The 17,862-nt window shown below is 39.4% G+C and carries 17 protein-coding genes, 8 tRNA genes, 1 rRNA gene, 1 pseudogene and 1 other annotated feature (1 of these 28 only partly in view); of the genes and pseudogenes, 24 read left to right on the forward strand and 3 right to left on the reverse strand.

Annotated elements, in window-relative coordinates; translation table 11 throughout:
* The first annotated feature begins 81 nt into the window (after positions 1 to 81).
* The 20 genes and pseudogenes from rrf to J7E63_RS22450 form a co-directional block, all read left to right on the forward strand.
* A 5S ribosomal RNA gene (rrf, locus tag J7E63_RS22355) occupies positions 82 to 198 on the forward strand.
* 14 nt (positions 199 to 212) lie between these two features.
* Positions 213 to 287: transfer RNA gene (locus J7E63_RS22360), tRNA-Asn, on the forward strand.
* 27 nt (positions 288 to 314) lie between these two features.
* Positions 315 to 387 (forward strand) — tRNA-Thr (locus tag J7E63_RS22365).
* A 21-nt stretch (positions 388 to 408) separates the two neighbouring features.
* Positions 409 to 483, forward strand: a tRNA-Glu gene (locus tag J7E63_RS22370).
* Between the two features lie 41 nt (positions 484 to 524).
* Positions 525 to 600, forward strand: a tRNA-Val gene (locus J7E63_RS22375).
* A gap of 176 nt (positions 601 to 776) precedes the next feature.
* A tRNA-Thr gene (locus tag J7E63_RS22380) sits at positions 777 to 849 on the forward strand.
* 22 nt (positions 850 to 871) lie between these two features.
* Positions 872 to 956, forward strand: a tRNA-Tyr gene (locus tag J7E63_RS22385).
* 49 nt (positions 957 to 1,005) lie between these two features.
* Positions 1,006 to 1,080: transfer RNA gene (locus J7E63_RS22390), tRNA-Gln, on the forward strand.
* Between the two features lie 2 nt (positions 1,081 to 1,082).
* A tRNA-Lys gene (locus tag J7E63_RS22395) sits at positions 1,083 to 1,155 on the forward strand.
* A gap of 428 nt (positions 1,156 to 1,583) precedes the next feature.
* Positions 1,584 to 2,480 (forward strand): arginase, encoded by an 897-nt coding sequence (gene rocF, locus J7E63_RS22400; protein ID WP_214713468.1) that lies wholly within the window; start codon positions 1,584 to 1,586, stop codon positions 2,478 to 2,480.
* Positions 2,481 to 2,752: 272 nt separating this feature from the next.
* Entirely contained in the window at positions 2,753 to 3,316 is a 564-nt protein-coding gene (sigW, locus tag J7E63_RS22405) for an RNA polymerase sigma factor SigW (protein WP_088085027.1), read from the forward strand.
* Positions 3,317 to 3,334: 18 nt separating this feature from the next.
* Complete coding sequence (locus J7E63_RS22410; RefSeq protein WP_215016649.1) at positions 3,335 to 3,961, forward strand: anti-sigma factor family protein; 627 nt, start codon at positions 3,335 to 3,337, stop codon at positions 3,959 to 3,961.
* Between the two features lie 130 nt (positions 3,962 to 4,091).
* On the forward strand, positions 4,092 to 4,919 hold the full coding sequence (cdaA, locus tag J7E63_RS22415) for a diadenylate cyclase CdaA (RefSeq protein WP_168241545.1): 828 nt from the start codon (positions 4,092 to 4,094) through the stop codon (positions 4,917 to 4,919).
* Positions 4,912 to 6,141: a CdaR family protein gene (locus J7E63_RS22420; protein ID WP_215016651.1), complete on the forward strand. Its 1,230-nt coding sequence runs from the start codon at positions 4,912 to 4,914 to the stop codon at positions 6,139 to 6,141. Before cdaA ends, J7E63_RS22420 begins: the two co-directional genes overlap by 8 nt.
* 38 nt (positions 6,142 to 6,179) lie before the next feature.
* On the forward strand, positions 6,180 to 7,529 hold the full coding sequence (glmM, locus tag J7E63_RS22425) for a phosphoglucosamine mutase (protein WP_215016653.1): 1,350 nt from the start codon (positions 6,180 to 6,182) through the stop codon (positions 7,527 to 7,529).
* Positions 7,530 to 8,007: 478 nt separating this feature from the next.
* A complete protein-coding gene (gene glmS, locus J7E63_RS22430) occupies positions 8,008 to 9,810 on the forward strand; it encodes a glutamine--fructose-6-phosphate transaminase (isomerizing) (protein ID WP_215016655.1) in 1,803 nt (600 codons plus the stop codon).
* Between the two features lie 343 nt (positions 9,811 to 10,153).
* Complete coding sequence (locus tag J7E63_RS22435; protein WP_215016657.1) at positions 10,154 to 10,576, forward strand: MarR family winged helix-turn-helix transcriptional regulator; 423 nt, start codon at positions 10,154 to 10,156, stop codon at positions 10,574 to 10,576.
* 63 nt (positions 10,577 to 10,639) lie between these two features.
* The gene (locus J7E63_RS22440; RefSeq protein ID WP_215016660.1) at positions 10,640 to 11,038 is read left to right on the forward strand and encodes a DoxX family protein; all 399 of its coding nucleotides are present in this window, start codon (positions 10,640 to 10,642) and stop codon (positions 11,036 to 11,038) included.
* A 31-nt stretch (positions 11,039 to 11,069) separates the two neighbouring features.
* A complete protein-coding gene (locus tag J7E63_RS22445) occupies positions 11,070 to 12,038 on the forward strand; it encodes a ring-cleaving dioxygenase (protein ID WP_215016662.1) in 969 nt (322 codons plus the stop codon).
* Between the two features lie 24 nt (positions 12,039 to 12,062).
* Positions 12,063 to 12,380 (forward strand): annotated as a pseudogene (locus J7E63_RS22450) (VOC family protein); the annotation flags it as partial.
* Positions 12,381 to 12,752: 372 nt separating this feature from the next.
* On the opposite strand, the gene J7E63_RS22455 reads toward J7E63_RS22450, so the two are convergent.
* On the reverse strand, positions 12,753 to 13,112 hold the full coding sequence (locus J7E63_RS22455; RefSeq protein ID WP_215016664.1) for a hypothetical protein: 360 nt from the start codon (positions 13,110 to 13,112) through the stop codon (positions 12,753 to 12,755).
* 438 nt (positions 13,113 to 13,550) lie between these two features.
* On the opposite strand from J7E63_RS22455, the gene J7E63_RS22460 reads away from it, so the two are divergent.
* The 4 genes from J7E63_RS22460 to J7E63_RS22475 all read left to right on the forward strand — a co-directional run bounded on the left by J7E63_RS22460 (position 13,551) and on the right by J7E63_RS22475 (position 16,813).
* Positions 13,551 to 14,528 (forward strand): ABC transporter ATP-binding protein, encoded by a 978-nt coding sequence (locus J7E63_RS22460; protein ID WP_215016666.1) that lies wholly within the window; start codon positions 13,551 to 13,553, stop codon positions 14,526 to 14,528.
* Entirely contained in the window at positions 14,525 to 15,328 is an 804-nt protein-coding gene (locus J7E63_RS22465) for an ABC transporter permease (protein ID WP_215016668.1), read from the forward strand. The genes J7E63_RS22460 and J7E63_RS22465 overlap by 4 nt, the downstream gene beginning before the upstream one ends.
* 6 nt (positions 15,329 to 15,334) lie before the next feature.
* Positions 15,335 to 16,117, forward strand: a complete 783-nt coding sequence (locus tag J7E63_RS22470) for an ABC transporter permease (RefSeq protein WP_215016670.1) — start codon at positions 15,335 to 15,337, stop codon at positions 16,115 to 16,117.
* 123 nt (positions 16,118 to 16,240) lie between these two features.
* A complete protein-coding gene (locus J7E63_RS22475; RefSeq protein ID WP_215016672.1) occupies positions 16,241 to 16,813 on the forward strand; it encodes a TetR/AcrR family transcriptional regulator in 573 nt (190 codons plus the stop codon).
* 73 nt (positions 16,814 to 16,886) lie between these two features.
* Here J7E63_RS22475 and J7E63_RS22480 read toward each other — a convergent pair whose 3' ends face one another.
* A complete protein-coding gene (locus J7E63_RS22480) occupies positions 16,887 to 17,162 on the reverse strand; it encodes a hypothetical protein (RefSeq protein WP_215016674.1) in 276 nt (91 codons plus the stop codon).
* A gap of 196 nt (positions 17,163 to 17,358) precedes the next feature.
* Positions 17,359 to 17,616: an alpha/beta-type small acid-soluble spore protein gene (locus J7E63_RS22485; protein WP_168241563.1), complete on the reverse strand. Its 258-nt coding sequence runs from the start codon at positions 17,614 to 17,616 to the stop codon at positions 17,359 to 17,361.
* 103 nt (positions 17,617 to 17,719) lie between these two features.
* Positions 17,720 to 17,862, forward strand: a binding site (T-box leader); it runs 69 nt beyond the window's last position.

The following is a 17,862-nucleotide window of genomic DNA, read 5'->3' on the forward strand; positions in this document are numbered from 1 at the left end:
GTTTTGAGGGAATGAAAAAAAATAATTTTCCTCTTGAAAAATTTCAAAAAGATATTATAATAAATAATGACTTGAAAATAGTCTGGCAGTAATGGCGAGAAGGTCACACCCGTTCCCATACCGAACACGGAAGTTAAGCTTCTCAGCGCCGATGGTAGTTGGGACACGCGTCCCTGTGAGAGTAGGACGCTGCCAGGCTGAAATATTATTGTTCCGCAGTAGCTCAGTGGTAGAGCTATCGGCTGTTAACCGATCGGTCGTAGGTTCGAGTCCTACCTGCGGAGCCATTTTTATGTAAACTTATATATAGCTATGCTTCCATAGCTCAGTAGGTAGAGCACTTCCATGGTAAGGAAGAGGTCAGCGGTTCGAGCCCGCTTGGAAGCTTTCCTATTTTTATAATAGTATGGCCCCTTGGTCAAGCGGTTAAGACACCTCCCTTTCACGGAGGTAACACGGGTTCGAGTCCCGTAGGGGTCACCAAAGTTTTTTATGCACTAGCGTAAAATAACTTTCATTGCTGTGGAGGATTAGCTCAGCTGGGAGAGCATCTGCCTTACAAGCAGAGGGTCGGCGGTTCGAGCCCGTCATCCTCCACCATAATATAATTATGTTAACTACATGCCGGGGTAGCTCAATTGGTAGAGCACGATCGAATAAGCTCCTTGAATATACTTCAGCATACTGACCGAGCTGCTGCTTGCATAAGCTTTCTGAGGTCAGGATGACGGCAACGAAGTCATCGTGTTCAAACTTAATATTTTTTCAAACTACATGCCGGGGTAGCTCAATTGGTAGAGCAACTGACTTGTAATCAGTAGGTTGGGGGTTCAAGTCCTCTCGCCGGCACTGCTTTTTTAAATTTTAATATGGAGGGGTAGCGAAGTGGCTAAACGCGGCGGACTGTAAATCCGCTCCCTCCGGGTTCGGCGGTTCGAATCCGTCCCCCTCCACCATTTATATTTTTAAAAAAGTTGGACATACTAGATAATATTACATCTCTATTGGGCTATAGCCAAGCGGTAAGGCATCGCACTTTGACTGCGACATGCGTTGGTTCAAATCCAGCTAGCCCAGCCAGAGAGCCATTAGCTCAGTTGGTAGAGCATCTGACTTTTAATCAGAGGGTCGAAGGTTCGAGTCCTTCATGGCTCATTTATAATAAAGAAAAAGACTTTGGATTAAATATCCAAAGTCTTTTTCTTTTTGGCCCTGTTAATTTTATTATTAATTCTGTGAAGTTGATCAGAAATTTAATCACATTTTCAGTCACGCAGGCCAGGTCTACGTGCATGGATTCACTGATTTCTCTTGGTTTGAGTCGTAGACCGGTTCTACGTGATTGGATTCATTGAATTTCCCTGGTTTTGGTCACGTAGGCCCACTCTACGTGACTGGATTCATTGACTTTCCTTGGTTTCGGTTACATATACCAATTCTACGTGACTGGATTCATTAATTTTCCTCGGTCTTGGTCACGTAGACGCTTTTTTGCTTCGTATATATATACATAATTTTGTCGAGTTGAGTCATTGGTATGAAAGCGGTTAAAATAGATATATAAAGGGGTAGGAGGAATTAATATGAGTAAACTTTCAATTATTGGAATGCCGATGGATTTAGGTCAAATGCGACGAGGGGTAGATATGGGGCCAAGTGCCATCCGTTATGCTGGGATGGTTGAACGACTTAAGCCACTATTTGATGAAATACATGATCTAGGTGATATTCCAATTGGCAGACCTGAAGTTGTGGTGGATAAAGAATCCAATTTGCGGAATCTTGATTTAGTTGCTGAGAAAAGTGCTTTGTTGGCTGAAAAAGTAGATGCTGCTGTCGAGTCAGGTGCGTTTCCGCTTGTGCTTGGTGGGGATCATAGTATTGCTATTGGTACTTTAGCAGGTGTCTCTAAACATTATAAAAATCTTGGTGTTATTTGGTATGACGCACATGGGGATCTAAATACGGCTGAAACAAGCCCATCTGGTAATATCCATGGAATGCCACTAGCCGTAAGTATCGGGTTAGGGCACAGCTTGTTAACCGAGATAGGTGGATATGGTCCTAAAGTTAAACCTGAAAATGTAGTCATTATTGGTGCAAGAGCACTGGATGATGGTGAAAAAGATTTAATAAAGGAAATAGGAATCAAAGTTTACACAATGCATGAAATTGATCGGATGGGGATGGCCAAAGTAATGGAAGAAACCATCGCTTACCTGAAAGAAAAGACAGATGGTGTCCACCTTTCACTTGATTTAGATGGCCTAGACCCAAATGATGCTCCAGGCGTTGGAACACCAGTTATGGGTGGAATCAGCTACCGGGAAAGTCATCTTGCTATGGAGATGTTAGAGGAAGCAAAAATCATTACCTCAGCAGAATTTGTAGAAGTAAATCCCATTTTAGATGAAAAAAATAAAACTGCTAAAGTGGCAGTTGAATTGATGGGCTCATTATTCGGAGAAAAATTATTATAATAAATAAATAAATAAGTAAAGCTGCATTTCGTAAGAAAACGGGCCAACCTGTTCTTCTGGCGAGATGCAGCTTTTTTCTATTTTCTTCTTGTCAAAGAATTAAAAACCGTGTCAATTTATCTCCCTTCATAAAATCTTTAAACTAATTAGTAAGCCCTTTTAGTAAATTTTTGTTAATATTAAAGGTATTGAGAAATTTTTTCGTGTAAAACGAAACTTTTTTGCTAACGATTCGTATTATCGGATAGCAGCAATGGAGCTGAGGTAACGTAATGGATGCAATTGTAAAAAAGAGAATAAAACAAGTAATCAAAGGGGACCAAGATGCCTTTGGTGAAATTGTTGAAATATATAAAAACAGTATTTATCAACTATGTTTCCGGATGCTTGGAAATCGTCATGAAGCTGAGGATATGGCACAGGAAGCTTTTATTCGTGCTTATGTGAATATCAAAACCTTTAATCAAGACTTGAAATTTTCAACCTGGCTTTTTCGGATTGCAACCAATCTGTGTATTGACCGAATGCGAAAAAAGAAACCGGATCATTATTTAGATGCAGAGGTTGCAGGGACAGAAGGATTAACAATGTATTCGCAGATCCCTTCGAACACACCGCTGCCAGAGTCAGAAGTAGAAAGCTTAGAGTTGCAGGATACGGTCCAGAAAGAGATATTAAAACTGCCCGATAAATATCGGACAGCCATCGTATTAAAATATATTGAAGAGTTGTCCTTAAATGAAATTAGCGAAATTCTTGATTTACCTCTTGGAACGGTTAAAACAAGGATTCACCGTGGCCGGGAAGCGTTAAGACAACAATTACGATATGTGTGATAAGAGGTGAAACTGTTAATGTGTCCAGAACAAATCATCGAACTAATGCATGAATACTTAGATGAAGAAATTACACCTGATCAAGAACGAATATTAAGAGAGCACCTCCAAAACTGTAAAGAATGCGAAGCTATATTTAATGAGCTAAATAAGACGATCGCTTTTGTAAAGAGCGTGTCACATATGCAGGTACCTGATGACTTTACAGCGAACGTGTTGTCTCGTTTACCAAAAGAGAAACGAAAGATTTGGATGCAGCGTTGGTTGAAAAACCATCCTTTGCTTGCAGCTGCCTCTTTATTTCTCATATTAATGATGGGAAGCGTATTTTCTACTTGGAATCAAGATCGAGAGTTTTCTGTATCGAAGCAAAAAAACTTAGTAGTTAAAAATAATACGGTTATTGTTCCTAAAGGTGAGACGGTCAAGGGCGATGTCATTGTTCGGAATGGGACATTAGAAATTGAAGGTGAAGTCCAAGGTGATGTGACAGTTATCAATGGTGAAAAATATTTGGCCTCTGCAGGACATGTAACAGGGCAGATTGAAGAGGTAAATGAAGTGTTCGATTGGATTTGGTATCATATTAAAAAGACCGCACAAGATGTGGTTCAAATATTGGAAGACCAACCAGAAACCAAATAAAAAAACAAATCACTCTGACCGGGTGATTTGTTTTTTTACCCAGATACATATAATAGGTACAAGTGATATTTATGGTATAATAAATAGGTTGTAATTTATTTGTGTTAAAGAAAATTACGGAGGAAGAACAATGCCGTTTGCTGATTTCGAACTATGGAAGTATTTAGCTAGTATTGTTGATATTGTCCTCGTATGGTATGTCATTTACAAGCTGATCAATGTGATTAGAGGAACGAAGGCCGTTCAATTACTAAAAGGCATTCTCGTGATTCTTCTAGTCCGAGTTGTCAGTGAGTTTCTAGGCTTCCAAACATTAAGCTGGATGATGGAACAGGCGATAACATACGGGTTTCTTGCGATTATTATTATATTTCAGCCAGAACTTAGAAGAGCCCTTGAGCAATTAGGCAGGGGGAAGTTCTTTTCAAGAAGCAGTAATCTGGATGATGAAGATCCGGAAAAAACGGTTGAGGCGATTGTTAAGGCAACTGATTATATGGCAAAGCGCCGTATTGGGGCGTTAATCTCGATCGAGAGAGAAACGGGAATGGGCGATTACATAGAAACGGGGATCCAGCTAAATTCCAATATTTCTTCTGAATTGCTGATTAATATTTTTATCCCAAATACACCGCTCCATGATGGTGCGGTAATCATCCAAAAAAATAATGTCGCAGCAGCCGCATGCTATCTGCCGTTATCCGAAAGCCCGTTTATATCTAAGGAGCTGGGAACCAGACATCGGGCTGCATTAGGAATAAGTGAAGTGACTGATAGTGTCACTGTCATCGTTTCTGAAGAGACAGGTCATATTTCCCTTACAAAGAACGGGGAGCTTCACCGAGCGATAAATACAGAACAACTGAAAGAATTACTTACGAGTGAATTGTTTATTCATTTGAAAACAAAACAAGCTTCTTCAGCTCGTTGGAACTGGAGGGGGAAAAATAATGGATAAATTGATGGATAATCCTTGGTTTATTAAAATTCTTGCCTTGTTGTTAGCGGTACTTTTATATTCTTCTGTACCACATACAGGTAAAAAAATAACGGATGTGAATGTGCCAGGAGAGCAATCAACAGAAACCATTACCAATATTCCTGTAAAGGTTTATTATGATACGGAAAATCTAGTGGTGTCAGGAATTCCAGCCACGGTTGATATCACTTTAAAAGGACCAATAACGCACATTCAGTCTGCTAAAGCGTTGAAGAACTTTGAGGTTTACGTAGATTTATCAAAAGCTAAAATTGGGAAACAGAAAGTAAAATTAAAAGTAAGAGACCTGTCGGATAAATTGAGTGCGACGATGAAACCAGCTAGTGTAACTGTATCTGTTCAGGAAAAAATCACAAAGGAATTTAAAGTTGAAGCAGAATTTAATGCGAGCCAAATAGAAGCGGGTTATTCTGCAGGACAACCCGTTGTTGAGCCAAATAAAGTGAAGATTACAGGTGCCAAAAGTGTCATCGACCGGATTACGTATGTAAAGGCTGCCCTTGAGGAAAAAGGTCAACTGAAAGAAACCATTTCAGAAGAGGCTAATGTCCAGGTTCTTGACAAAGATCTAAATAAGTTAAATGTAGTGGTCGATCCGGAAACGGTAGAAATCACGATACCAATAAAAAGCAACAGTAAGACTGTACCGATAAAAATTGTTAGAAATGGTACTGCCCCAGAAGGTGTGACGATTGAATCGATTGATATCGATGAAAAAGAGGCAACAATCACAGGGGATGAAGATGTTCTTAAAAATACGGATAATGTCCGTGTTGAGGTTGATATCAGTAAAATTACCGATAACACCACCCTTACATTGCCTGTCATTATCTCTAATGGAATTACAAAGGTTACCCCGCAAATAGTAAAGGCAACCGTTGTGGTCAAAAAACAAGAAGAAAAAACAGTTTCGGATGTACCGTTAAACATTCAAGGATTATCCGAAGAATATAAGGCCACGGTTAACGACCCAGGAAATCAAATGATAAATATACTTATTAATGGTCCCTCTTCGGCAGTTAGCAGCATTAGGCCTGAGGATTTCAAAGTCTTTATTGATTTGTCTGGCCTTGTAGAAGGGGATCATATAGTGGACATTCACGTGGAAGGACCTTCGGCTGTAAAGTGGAAACCTACTAAATCATCAGCGAAAATTACGATCGAAAAAAATAATGCCTAATATCTAGCAATACACATGTTGAAGGAGAGATTTTTAAAATGGGAAAATATTTCGGGACCGACGGGGTACGTGGAGTAGCAAATAGCGAATTAACACCTGAGTTGGCCTTTAAATTAGGCCGCTATGGCGGATATGTTTTAACAAAGGATAAAGATCGTCCCAAAGTTCTCATCGGACGGGATACGCGTATATCTGGCCATATGTTAGAAGGAGCCCTTGTGGCAGGGTTATTATCCATTGGAGCCGAAGTTATGCGTTTAGGAGTTATATCTACTCCAGGTGTTTCATATTTAACTAAAGCTTTAGGTGCCCAAGCAGGAGTCATGATTTCTGCTTCTCATAATCCAGTGGCTGATAACGGCATTAAATTTTTTGGTCCCGATGGCTTTAAGCTTTCTGATGAGCAGGAATTAGAAATTGAGACGCTCATCGATTTACCAGAAGATCAACTGCCTCGACCAGTGGGTTCGGAACTTGGTCAAGTCATGGATTATTTCGAGGGCGGTCAAAAGTATCTCCAATATTTGAAAAATAGTGTGGATGAAGATTTTACAGGAATCCATATTGCCTTAGATTGTGCACACGGGGCAACGTCGTCTCTAGCGGCACACTTATTTGCCGATTTAGATGCGGACCTATCAACAATGGGCGCCTCTCCCAATGGCTTAAATATCAATGCAGGAGTGGGCTCAACACACCCTGAAGCACTAGCAGCCTTAGTCAAAGAAAAGGGTGCTGATGTAGGTCTTTCCTTTGACGGTGATGGAGACCGTTTGATTGCGATTGATGAAAATGGAACAATTGTTGATGGGGACCAAATCATGTACATTTGCGGTAAATATATGAAGGAGCAAGGCCGCTTAAAGCATGGGACGATTGTATCAACCGTTATGAGTAATCTTGGATTCTATAAAGCACTTGAGGCACATGGGATCCATAGTGTACCGACAGCGGTAGGTGACCGTTATGTTGTCGAAGAAATGAAGAAAAATGGGTTTAATCTGGGCGGCGAACAATCAGGCCATATTATTTTCTTAGACTATAACACCACAGGTGACGGTTTATTATCAGGCCTGCAATTAGTCAATATTATGAAGGCAACTGGGAAGCCTCTTTCTGAGTTAGCTGGTGAAATGAAAAAATTCCCGCAAAAGCTTGTCAATGTGAGAGTAACCGATAAACATCATGTAACCGATAATGCAAAGGTAAAAGAGGTTATTGAGCAAGTTGAAGCTGAAATGGCAGGAAACGGAAGAATTCTTGTCCGACCATCAGGAACGGAACCGCTTGTTCGCGTCATGGCAGAGGCATCGACAGAGGAACTTTGTGAATCTTATGTGAACAGGATTGTGGCAGTTGTCAAAGAAGAAATGGAATTAAAAGAATAAAGCAGAAAAATATATGCATAAGGGAACGATTCAAATCCCTTATGCATATTTTATTATGTATGAGTTATAAGTAAGGAGAAAGAGGGAAATCCCTGGTTTTGGTTGACGGTGACGCTCAATCATAGTAGTATTAATTTGCTTTGCTTTTTCAAAGCAGAATGAATGCATATTTTTAATGAAAGGTGGGTAGTAAGAGAATTATCCTTTTAAAAAGCGCCTGGACTAACCTAAAGTGGTGAGGTTAGTTGACGAGGAGGAGGAGTATCGAATGTTCGGCGGATACCTCCCGGTTGAGACGCACAACCGAAAATTTCTTCTTTAAAACACAGGGGCAACTCTGTGCACAAAGAGAAGAAAATGCGCATACTAGAAGTAATGTTTCAAAAGGGTATAGACAGATACCTGACCATAACATTGATCAGGGGGCAAGTATTGCCTCCAAGCATTATTGCCCCCTGGATAGGGAGGAAACAGAAGAATGTGTGGAATTGTTGGATATATTGGGAATAGAGACTCGAAAGAGATTTTACTAAAAGGCTTAGAAAAACTCGAATATAGAGGCTATGATTCAGCTGGAATCGCTGTAAAGAATGAGAACGGAATTCATGTTTTTAAAGAAAAAGGTCGTATTGCTGATTTACGCAGTATTGTTGATGAGGATGTACATGCACATATCGGGATTGGACATACACGCTGGGCAACACATGGGGTGCCAAGTAAAGGGAATTCCCATCCGCATCAGAGTACATCTGACCGTTTTACGCTCGTTCATAACGGGGTCATTGAGAACTACGATCTTTTAAAACAGGAATATTTATCTGACGTAACGTTTGAAAGTGAAACGGATACAGAAGTTATTGTTCAAATGATTGAGTTATTTGTAAACGAAGGTTTGGAAGTATTAGAGGCTTTCCGTAAAACGTTGACTCTTTTACATGGTTCATATGCATTAGCGCTTTTAGATGCAGAAGATAATGAAACCATTTATGTGGCCAAAAATAAAAGCCCGCTTCTTGTTGGTTTAGGTAAAGGCTTCAATGTTGTGGCAAGTGATGCAATGGCGATGCTGCAAGTAACAGACCAGTACGTGGAATTAATGGACAAAGAAATTGTTATCGTAAAAAAGGATAAAGTAACAATACAAAATCTGAACGGTGAAATTATCAGCCGTAAACCATATACAGCTGAACTTGATGCTAGTGATATTGAAAAAGGAACATATCCCCATTACATGCTGAAGGAAATTGATGAACAGCCGCTTGTGATGCGCCGTATTATCCAAACATATCAAAATGAGCAAGGTGAATTAACCATTGATCGTGAAATCATTGATGCTTTAAATGGAGCGGATCGTCTGTATATTATTGCAGCTGGTACTTCCTATCATGCAGGACTTGTCGGGAAGCAGTTCATTGAGAAAATGGCAAAAATCCCCGTTGAGGTTCATATCTCCAGTGAATTCGGTTATAACATGCCGCTTCTTTCTGAAAAGCCGTTATTTATCTTCATTTCACAAAGTGGAGAAACAGCTGACAGCCGTGCCGTTCTTGTTAATGTAAAAGAGATGGGTTACCCTACACTAACGATTACAAATGTTCCAGGCTCAACGCTTTCTCGTGAAGCGGACTATACGCTTTTATTACATGCAGGTCCTGAAATTGCTGTTGCTTCAACGAAGGCTTATACAGCACAGTTAGCGGTATTAGTTATTTTAGCTGAAGTTGCTGCCAAAAGCCGCGGCTTAGAAATTGACTTTGATCTTGTAAAAGAGCTTGGTATTGTTGCGAACGCAATGGAAGTTCTTTGTGATTCGAAAGAGCTTATTGAGCATATCTCAAGAGAATTTTTATCCATAACTCGCAATTGCTTCTTCATCGGCCGTGGGATTGACTTCTATGTTGGTTTAGAAGGTGCCTTGAAACTTAAAGAAATTTCCTATATTCAAGCAGAAGGATTTGCAGGCGGCGAATTAAAGCACGGTACGATTGCTTTAATTGAAGAGGGTACACCGGTTGTTGCTCTAGCTACTCAAGAAAGTGTAAACATGAACCTTCGCGGAAATGTGAAGGAAGTAGTTGCTCGCGGAGCTAACCCATGCATCATTTCGATGAAGGGGTTAGATCGTGACGAAGATAGCTTTGTGATTCCAGAAGTAAATGAATTATTAACACCGCTGATCTCTGTTATACCAATGCAGTTACTTTCATACTACGCTGCACTGCACCGCGACTGTGACGTCGACAAGCCACGTAACCTTGCGAAATCGGTGACTGTTGAGTAAATAAGAGTTTTAAATAATAAACTAATGTTGAGTTACAACAAAGTTGGGTACCGGACAACAAAGTCGGGAACTAACTTTAAACTGTTTTTCAACAATGTGATCAACTAAGACCCAACCTAATTTTAGAGTTGGGTCTTTTTTTTGATTACCAGGATTCCATGAACTATTAAAAAGTAATGGATAATTATCGCATAATTTTGGTAGAGGATTGTGAAAGAATCTTCTTAAACGAGTTAGATTAGATCGATAAATTAAAAGGTTATTGACAAAAAAATTTAAAAGTATTATTATTATCTCATATTCAAGATATTTTAATTCAAGATTATTTAGGGAGGTGAAATTAATGGAGAGGAAATGCAATAATTCGCCCTTTCTGATATTAATGCAAGCATCTAAAGCAATTCATGATCGAATAAAGGAAGAAATGACAAAAAACAAGCTTGGTATTACGGAATTTTCTGTTTTGGAGGTACTTTATCAAAAAGGGAAACAAACAATTCAACAAATTGGAAATTGCATATTGGTCTCAAGTGGTTCGATGACCTATGTTATAGATAAACTAGAACAAAGAGGTTTATTAAGACGAAATGCCTGTCCAGATGATCGCCGGGTGATACATGTGACATTAACTGATGATGGAAACGAATTGATGAACGACATCATGCCGAAATATCATAAGTTTGTCAATCAAATGTTTGACTCATTAGATTCTGATGAGGCAGAGAAATTGGTGCGGCTTTTGAAAAAAGTAAAGAGTAAAGTGTAACCTTTCATTTTTTTTAATAAATTATCTCGAATTCGAGATAAATAATATTTAGGAGGATTTAATATGATAAATATTGGTTTATTAATCATTCGTTTGGTAATTGGTTTACTATTTGTGGGTCATGGTGCTCAAAAATTGTTTGGTTGGTTTGGTGGTTATGGTTTAAAAGGTACAGGAGGGTGGTTTGAATCCATTGGCATGAAACCCGGAGTAACCATGGCTCTTTTGGCAGGATTAGCAGAACTTATTGGGGGAATCTTGTTTGCCTTAGGACTTTTAACTCCACTTGCAGGAATTATGATTGCAGGAACTATGGCAATGGCGATAGTGAAAGTTCATGCTCCTAACGGATTATGGGCAACAGCTAATGGATATGAATACAACTTAACTTTACTTGCAGTTGCTATTGGTATAGCTTTGGTCGGTCCCGGTCAATATGCTTTAGATTCACTTTTATTCTAAAATACAAAGAATTTGCCAGGAGTGAAATGAGATGGAACTATTAGGACTACATCATGTATCAATATTAACAGGAAAAGCGGAAAAAAATTATGAATTTTATACAAAAATTTTAGGAATGAGATTGGTAAAGAAAACTGTTAACCAAGATAATACAGAATCCTATCATCTTTTCTATGCTGACGCGGAAGGAACCCCAGGAACTGAAGTCACGTTCTTTGACATTCCACATCTTGGGCAAACATACAGGGGAACTTCAGATATTTCTACTGTTTCACTAAGGGTTAGAAGTTCAGATTCATTGTTATTTTGGAAAGAACGTTTTAATCAATTTGGGGTGGAACATGATGATATTCAAAAAAGAGCAAATCGTGATACATTGGCTTTCAGAGATTTCGATGGGACCCGCTTAATACTGGTAGCCGATAACGGTGAAAAAGGTGTGAAAGCTGGGATTCCATGGCAAAAGGATGACATTCCACTGGAACATGCCATTATTGGTTTAGGACCTGTAACCCTCACAGTCGCAATTGCAGAACCAACTATCGGTGTTTTAACAGAAGTTATGGGTTTTCGATTTGCCGGTGCTTATCCTTCACTTGAAGGGGATTATCCAGATCTATTGATTTATGTAACTGGAGAAGGCGGCAGCGGTGCGGAAGTTCATATTGAATCAAGACCCGATTTGCCAAGAGTCCGCTTAGGTCGTGGAGGTGTTCACCATGTTGCCTTCCGTGTTCCGAATGAGGAAGAATATGATCAATGGGCAGTGCGTTTGAAAGAATACAGGTTACCGAATTCAGGGAAAGTGGAACGGTATTACTTCAAGGCATTATATTTCAGGGAACCCAATGGTATATTATTTGAATTATCAACAGATACACCAGGATTTGCGACAGATGAACCAATGGAAACAATGGGGGAAAAATTAGCACTTCCACCATTTTTGGAACCAAATCGAAAAGAGATCGAAGAAAAATTACGACCATTGATCTTAAATTAAATCTTGGAGGAATATATAATGAATACGGTTCACCATGCGGCATTACGTGTAGAGAATCGCTCTGTTTTAGAAGAATGGATTGAACGGATGAATAGTTTCGGATTCCATACATCCGGTTATGTAAATCGTCACTTTTTTGAGTCATTATACGCAAGAGTTGCACCGCAAGTTTTATTTGAGTTCGCTACAGATGGTCCTGGTTTTATGGGAGATGAACCTTATGAAACGCTTGGGGAAAAATTATCTTTACCTCCATTCTTAGAGCCTAAACGTGCAGAAATAGAAAAATTAGTTCGCCCAATTGATACAGTGAGAAGTACAAAGGAATTCATCAAAGAATAAAAGGAAAAATATTAAACGAACAGATATGAAAGAAGTGAATGCGGGTTTGACCGTTCCGTAGTACCCAATTTAGTTGTCTTCCAACAACTAAAGCTAAAGACTCGGTCCGGTGTTTTGGGATCGGGTCTTTTTCCCCTTATTTAAATTTTTTTTAGAGATTATCAATGATTTTTTTATTGATAATTTCATTAATGTATGGTAAAATATTTATTTATTTACATAAATTACATATCATCATACAATAAACTCCTAGCAGAATTTTGCGAGGAGTTTTTTTATTTTTAGGCTCTGTTATATTTTAATGTTGATAATTGGACATAATTAAAGGAAACCCAATTTTAAGAGTTTCCTTTCTTCTTCAATTAGCGTAGGTTACTTGAAGAAATATTCTTTATTATATATATCAATTTTTTCTCGCATCCTTTGTTTTTCATTTACGTCTTGCCATTCTATTTCTATATAAATATCACTTATATTTTTTAATGTAATAGGTTTCCCATTTTTACCGACTAATACATCTTCACCCTCGATTGCTCCAATAGTCATTTGATTTATTGCAGTATCATCTCCTGTTATCCTCTTGGATTGAATAACTTCATTTTTATTATTAATGGTAGCGTGTACCTTTATATCAATAAAATCAGTAGTATATGTTGTTTGATTTTTCATTGTAATTGTTCCGTTCCCAACATTAAAGACATCTGGTGAAAGTTCTAATTTGTAAGAATCCACCTCCCAATTCTCACTTTCTCCTGATAATGATAAAAGGTAATTTTACAACTGATTTCTCGTTACTGTTACATCCAGAAAGTAAAACAATAAACAATACCAAACAAAGCAAATAATTTAATCTTTTCTTTCTTAAAAACATAATGTAACCCCCTACATCGCCTAGAGACACCGCCCATTTTTTTTGAACGGTGTTTTTTTGGTTTCATATAAGTATTCTTAAGGACAAAACCCACCAAGGAAGAAGTTGAATTGTCTTTAATAGGCACTTTATAGATTCCCAAGTTCATTTTATAAAATTTATAGCTCTACATGAGTGTATATTTTGTTAACATTCCAAACAATAGTTATTTTATTATTCAGAAAAATTATTGACAACAATAAATATAAGATGTTATTATTTTCCTCTATGACTCTAGATAGATCAGGAGGGGATAACGGTTGATTCATCTACAAGGGATAAGCAAATCTTTCAAGGTGGCCCAGCGCCAGACAGGCTTTCGTCAGGCTGCGAAGTCTCTTTTTTATCGAAAACATACGGTTGTTGACGCTCTGAAGGATCTATCTTTTTCGATTAATCCAGGAGAAATTGTCGGTTACATTGGCCCGAATGGGGCGGGGAAATCGACGACGATAAAAATAATGAGCGGGATCCTGGTGCCTGACACCGGGAATTGCACGATCATGGGTTACACACCGTGGAAAGACCGGGTGCATTATGTCCAAAATATTGGAGTTGTTTTCGGTCAGCGCTCACAGCTATGGTGGGATGTTCCGGTAATGGATTCCTTCGAACTTTTAAAAGACATCTACAAGGTTCCCCAGCAAGAATATCAAACTACGATTAATCTACTCATCGAAACGCTAGAACTGAAAAACATAATCAATTCACCCGTCCGACAATTAAGCTTAGGGCAGCGGATGCGCTGTGAACTAGCAGCTTCTCTCCTACATAATCCGAAAATCCTATTTTTAGACGAACCAACCATCGGCCTTGATGCTGCTTCTAAAATAGCTGTCCGCCAATTCATCAAAACGATCAACAAGGAAAAGGGTGTCACCGTCATCCTGACCACGCACGATATGAATGATATCGAAGCGTTGGCTGACAGGGTTCTATTAATCGGAAAAGGCAGCTTATTGTACGACGGCGGTTTAGAGGAATTAAGAAGAAAATTTGGTTCCCAAAAAACGATCACCGCTGATTTCCGCAAAAATGAAAACCCAATTGAGATCGCACATGCAACCGTGGTTTCGAGATCGCCGGAACGGGTCATCCTCAGCATTGATACGGAGCAGGTTAACACTTCGGAAATCATTACTCAGTTGTCCGATAAGCTTGAGTTGATTGATATTTCGATTGAATCCCAACCGATTGAGGAAACGATTCTCCAGCTTTATAAGGAGTACAAAATATGAGGGTGTATCTATCTGTTTTGAAGCTGCGGTTAAACATTGGAATGCAGTACCGGACTGCTGCATTGGCAGGGGTAGCTACTCAATTTTTCTGGGGTTTTATAACGATTATGGTATTTGAAGCATTTTACGAATTTGCAACGAAAACTCCTCCTATTTCCTTAAAAGAATTAATCACCTACATCTGGCTGCAACAGGCCTTTCTTGTGTTCGTTACCATCTGGTTTCGCGATAACGAGCTATTTGATCTGATAACAAGTGGCAATATTGCTTACGAACTATGCCGGCCATGTGAGCTCTATGGTTATTGGTATGCCAAGCTGCTGGCGCAGCGGCTATCCAGTGCCTTCTTGCGCTGCTTTCCGATTCTAATTGTTTCATTCTTCTTACCAAAGCCGTACAACATGACTCTTCCACCCAGCCCAACAGCCTTTTTATTCTTCTTAAGCGCCTTACTGTTAGGCCTGCTTCTCTTAGTAGCGATCTCGATGTTCTTATATATATCCGTGTTTGTGACCTTGTCCCCGATGGGATCGCTATTAATATTTGGTGTCCTCGGCGAATTTTTTGCTGGATTAATCATTCCTGTACCTCTTATGCCAGCTTGGCTTCAAAAAATAGCTAATGTCCTGCCGTTTCGCTGGACGGCGGATTTCCCGTTCAGGGTTTACTCAGGACATATCCCACCGCATGACGCCATGATCGGTATCATTATCCAATTGATTTATCTTGCGGGTCTTTTCTTGCTAGGGAGGGCGGCACTAAATGGAGTATTAAAGAAAGCTGTCGTCCAAGGAGGTTAACCAAAAATGAGAATATATTTTAAATACTTATTGATTCTCTTTAAATCACAAATGCAATACCGGACATCGTTTTGGCTATTAACGCTGGGCCAATTTTTTATTCCTTTTTCGATCTTTGCAGGTCTTTACTTTCTATTCGAACGGTTTGGGCAAATAAAAGGATGGCAATTCTTTGAGGTAGCACTTTGCTTCGGCATCATTCATATGGCGTTTGCGCTGAGTGAATGCTTTGCCCGAGGTTTTGATGCTTTTTCCAGCTTGGTTCGGAATGGTGATTTTGATCGATTACTCGTTCGCCCTCGCAGTACGTTTATTCAAGTACTCGGGTCCAAATTCGAGTTTACGAGATTTGGCCGGCTCCTTCAAAGTACGATTGTATTGGTCGGGGCCCTAATCCATCTCAACATCGAATGGAGTATGGTAAAAGCAGTCACACTAATGCTGATGATTGTTAGCGGTGTGCTTATTTTTACAGGCATCTACATCTTGGCGGCCACCTTGTGTTTTTGGACGATTGAAGGTCTTGAGGTGGTTAACATTTTTACCGATGGCGGGAGAGAAATGGCGCAATACCCATTAAATATTTATCAAAAATGGGTGGCCCGTTTTTTTACCTTTGTGATCCCGTTTGGAACCGTGAATTACTTACCGCTTCTTTATATTCTCGGAAAGAGCGGTGGGACCGAGATTTTTTATATGCTGATCCCGGCAGCTGGCAGCTTGTTTATTCTCCCGTGTCTCCTTGTCTGGCAAGTTGGGGTAAAACATTATCGCTCCACGGGTTCGTAAAACAATAGCCGAGTTCCTATTTATGAGGGAGCTTGGCTTTACTTTTGACAAATTTGGAAACTAAACCTATCCTATGGTATATTAAAAGTGACTGAAAAACTAAAATGGTCAGTGGAGGTTGACATGGCAACCGATCGAAGAAAGATGATTGTAGAGGCAGCAACTAAGTCTTTTTCATTATTTGGCTATAAAGCAACAACAATGGATCAAGTCGCAAAGCTGGCCAATGTTGGCAAAGGGACGATTTATACTTTTTTTAAAAATAAAGAAGAATTATTCGAAGAGATTATTTCCACTTTGGTTAAAGAAATGATTGCTGAGGCAGAATCCGTCATCCAACCAGAGTTACCCTTCACAGAAAACGTGCATCGGGCACTTTATCGTTTATTAGAGTTTCGCGCTCAGCACCAACTGATGATTAAACTGGTCCAAGAGGAAGCGGAAATGGGGACTCTAGCTGTTTCGGAAATGCTGCAACACGTTGAGGATGAAATCATTGCCTATTTGAAGCAGAAGATTGACACAGCTATCACGAAAGGGGCAATCCCACCGAACGACACCGAAATTACCAGCTTTCTTCTTTTAAAAATGTATATTGCCTTAGTTTCAGACTGGGAAAGAAATCATCAGCCGCTGAGCTCGGAACAAATCGCGGAAATCATGAAAGTATTTTTAGTAAAAGGTTTGTCCACATAGAAAAAGACTTGTGTGTACCTCAATACAAGTCTTTTAACTAATCGGTGCGTCACTAAGTGGCGCTGCCGATTTCTTATTTTAAAAGATAAATATTTTTTGAAGCAGTGGGAATTTTTGGCCACTTCTTATTACGGCTTCCAGTGAGTTCTTCCATTAAACTTAAAAATGTTCCAAAAAGGTAATTGACCACGGAACCGGCAAGTATTCCAAATCCTAGTGCAGTTAAGAAATAAGCAGTATTGTAACCGTTTACAAATTGACCTAACAAAATCAGAATGAGCCCTAGAACGCTTCCAAAGATTGCTGTTTTTTTAAATGTAAATATACTCTTTAAGTGTTTTTCCTGCATCACTATCAACTCCTTGTAAGAATATTCTATCAATTGTCACAAAATTGTCAAACTTTTTTTAAAAAAATTACTTTTTTAAACTTGGCTGTTGATTTCCGCTCCAGGCGCTTCAATCAACTTGGCTATAAAAATCAACAATGCCGTTAAACACAGCCTAAAAATAAAAAAGGAGACCTAACAAATTAGGCCCCGCGCATTACTTTTTCTTCGCTAAGTTTTCTTGTGCCATTTTGACCAACTCGCGGACCATGCTGCCGCCCAGCCTGCCGCCTACCTTTCCGGCTTGCTCAGATGTAAGCTGTCCGTTATATCCCTTGTTCAATGGAACACCCACTTCTTCTGCTGCTTCAAATTTCGCATCCTCAGGGTTCCCGGTATTCGCGACCTTTGCTTTCAACGCATCCAAGCCATTGCGCGCTTCGGGGACAAGGATTTTATTTCTTCTTCTCGCCATAAAAATCCCTCCTTTAGTTGTAGGATTACCTGAATGTGAAAAATAATCAACAATCACTGGAAAAATCCATTTTAATCCAGTATAATACAGATAATAAATTCGGATAAAATCAATGATAAAGAGAGTAGTTATCTATGATGTACCAGCGATTCAGGGGTGGTGGGAGCCTGAAACAGAACAGATAATGAAGCGCATTTTTGAGATGTGTACCTGAACTCGAGTAGGGTATGCCGGAGGATCCTCCGT

The sequence above is a fragment of the Bacillus sp. ISL-75 genome, assembly GCF_018613095.1.

What these genes read in the sequence shown, in the direction of transcription:
- rocF (WP_214713468.1), top strand. Translation starts at nt 1,584, where the DNA reads ATGAGTAAACTTTCAATTATTGGAATGCCGATGGATTTAGGTCAAATG.
- sigW (WP_088085027.1), top strand. Translation starts at nt 2,753, where the DNA reads ATGGATGCAATTGTAAAAAAGAGAATAAAACAAGTAATCAAAGGGGAC.
- J7E63_RS22410 (WP_215016649.1), top strand. Translation starts at nt 3,335, where the DNA reads ATGTGTCCAGAACAAATCATCGAACTAATGCATGAATACTTAGATGAA.
- cdaA (WP_168241545.1), top strand. Translation starts at nt 4,092, where the DNA reads ATGCCGTTTGCTGATTTCGAACTATGGAAGTATTTAGCTAGTATTGTT.
- J7E63_RS22420 (WP_215016651.1), top strand. Translation starts at nt 4,912, where the DNA reads ATGGATAAATTGATGGATAATCCTTGGTTTATTAAAATTCTTGCCTTG.
- glmM (WP_215016653.1), top strand. Translation starts at nt 6,180, where the DNA reads ATGGGAAAATATTTCGGGACCGACGGGGTACGTGGAGTAGCAAATAGC.
- glmS (WP_215016655.1), top strand. Translation starts at nt 8,008, where the DNA reads ATGTGTGGAATTGTTGGATATATTGGGAATAGAGACTCGAAAGAGATT.
- J7E63_RS22435 (WP_215016657.1), top strand. Translation starts at nt 10,154, where the DNA reads ATGGAGAGGAAATGCAATAATTCGCCCTTTCTGATATTAATGCAAGCA.
- J7E63_RS22440 (WP_215016660.1), top strand. Translation starts at nt 10,640, where the DNA reads ATGATAAATATTGGTTTATTAATCATTCGTTTGGTAATTGGTTTACTA.
- J7E63_RS22445 (WP_215016662.1), top strand. Translation starts at nt 11,070, where the DNA reads ATGGAACTATTAGGACTACATCATGTATCAATATTAACAGGAAAAGCG.
- J7E63_RS22465 (WP_215016668.1), top strand. Translation starts at nt 14,525, where the DNA reads ATGAGGGTGTATCTATCTGTTTTGAAGCTGCGGTTAAACATTGGAATG.
- J7E63_RS22470 (WP_215016670.1), top strand. Translation starts at nt 15,335, where the DNA reads ATGAGAATATATTTTAAATACTTATTGATTCTCTTTAAATCACAAATG.
- J7E63_RS22475 (WP_215016672.1), top strand. Translation starts at nt 16,241, where the DNA reads ATGGCAACCGATCGAAGAAAGATGATTGTAGAGGCAGCAACTAAGTCT.
- J7E63_RS22480 (WP_215016674.1), bottom strand. Translation starts at nt 17,162, where the DNA reads ATGCAGGAAAAACACTTAAAGAGTATATTTACATTTAAAAAAACAGCA.
- J7E63_RS22485 (WP_168241563.1), bottom strand. Translation starts at nt 17,616, where the DNA reads ATGGCGAGAAGAAGAAATAAAATCCTTGTCCCCGAAGCGCGCAATGGC.